Below are 1570 nucleotides of genomic sequence, written 5' to 3' on the forward strand. Positions count from 1 at the left end.
AGCCGCCGCGGCCCGAAAAAAGAAGGAGACAAACCCGCCCTTGACCCCAGCATGAACCGAAATCCATAATTAGAGGTGGCTCACTTCTCGGCGAAAAAACCGGCTCACTTCTGGGTGAAAATCAACAACCTGGTCTTCGGGCGTGATCCGGGGGTCGGCCTCGCCCGGTGCGGGACGGTAGCCATAAAGCTGAAGATCCTGGATCATGGTGTCGGTCGGCGAGGAGGTGTGATCGGGTTCGAAGTCGTCATGGGCGTACATGGGATGCTCCATCGTCTGGACCGCGACTGTCGCGGCCTTCATGGCGACGAAAAGCCGACAAGCGGGCCGGTCTGGCAGCCCGAGCCTTTTGGCTCAGGGCCTCGATGGCCAAGCCCGGCTATTTTGCCTCGCGATGCAAAGGCGGGGTCCTCCCCGCCGGCGGAAAATAGTCGGGCGCCGCCATTGCCTGACCGGACCGCTTGTGGGCCGCTCGCCCTCTCAAAGGCCGAGGCGCGGTCCCACTGATGGAACTGCAGCTGTATGTCCGTGATGAGATCGGACCTTCTGGAATCATCCGCTGCGACGAGTCACATGATCCTGCGTCATGAAGCGGCTGACGTCCTCCGGCGCCAGTTGTACCCGGATATGCGCCCGAAGGGCATCCAGACCGCGGGTGACAAGATCGTCGTTGAAATCCCCCAACATGGGCGAAAGCGTTATCGCCTCGATCCCGACCTCGTGCGCCCGGGCGACCAGGCTGTCCCTTGCACCGTTCCCCGCCGGATCGTTGTCGCGGACAATATAGAGCCTGCGCAGATTTGCCGGAAAGAGGAGGGCTGCGAGATGTCCGGCCGACAGCGCTGCAACCATCTGCATTCTGGGCAGGGCCTGTCGGAGGGAGAGCACGGTCTCGATCCCCTCCCCCGCTGCCATGACCTCTTTGGCCACGCCGAACCGGACCGCGTGGCCGAGCAAATCCCCCATCGCCTTCCGCTGTGTGTCGACGGGTGCCTTTGAGCCACCATCACGCGCAAGCCACGTGCGGTGCACCCCGGTGACTTTGCCTTCGAGGTCGGTGACGGCAGCGATTATGGCGGGCCAGGTCTCAGTCAGATCCTCGCCCTGCACCCGATAGTAACAGTTCGGGTGAAACTTCAGGGCGCCGGTATCGCGGAGATCGGTGATGCTGCGGGACCGCAAATATGTTGCCGCCAGCGAGCCTTTGAGCGGGCTGGACATGCTAAGAAGCCGCCGTGCCGCTTCCGACATTCCAGAGGGTGCAGGTGCAAGTTTCGGGGCTGGGGTGTTCAGCACCGGTTCCAGCTGCGGCAGGCTGAGGAAGCGGCGGGCTTCTTCGAGGACGTCGGCGAAGTCGCTGAGCCCAAGGCTTTCGCGGATGATGTCGAGGAGGTCACCATGGGTGCCCTCGCTCGGGTCCTGCTTATGTTGAATTCAACATAACACCGAACATGTTGCGGCGCGGGTTATGTTGCCGGGCTTTGATTTCCCCTTTGTTTGTTTTGGGTTGCTGCCGTCGGCGCAACATAATGTCTGCGTCAGATTGGGGATATCATGATGCCCCGCAGTG

General features: G+C 61.8%; 2 protein-coding genes. Both read right to left on the reverse strand.

Annotation, left to right across the window (positions count from 1 at the left end):
• Positions 1 to 69: 69 nt before the first annotated feature.
• Positions 70 to 261, reverse strand: coding sequence for a hypothetical protein (locus D2N39_RS22380; RefSeq protein WP_147373551.1), 192 nt, complete (start codon positions 259 to 261; stop codon positions 70 to 72).
• A gap of 291 nt (positions 262 to 552) precedes the next feature.
• A complete protein-coding gene (locus tag D2N39_RS22385; protein WP_456071331.1) occupies positions 553 to 1251 on the reverse strand; it encodes a DUF7146 domain-containing protein in 699 nt (232 codons plus the stop codon).
• Positions 1252 to 1570 lie beyond the last annotated feature (319 nt).

It is taken from the genome of Gemmobacter lutimaris, from assembly GCF_003570715.1.
Taxonomy (GTDB): Bacteria; Pseudomonadota; Alphaproteobacteria; order Rhodobacterales; family Rhodobacteraceae; genus Gemmobacter; species Gemmobacter lutimaris.

What these genes read in the sequence shown, in the direction of transcription:
- D2N39_RS22380 (WP_147373551.1), bottom strand. Translation starts at nt 261, where the DNA reads ATGTACGCCCATGACGACTTCGAACCCGATCACACCTCCTCGCCGACC.
- D2N39_RS22385 (WP_456071331.1), bottom strand. Translation starts at nt 1,251, where the DNA reads ATGTCGGAAGCGGCACGGCGGCTTCTTAGCATGTCCAGCCCGCTCAAA.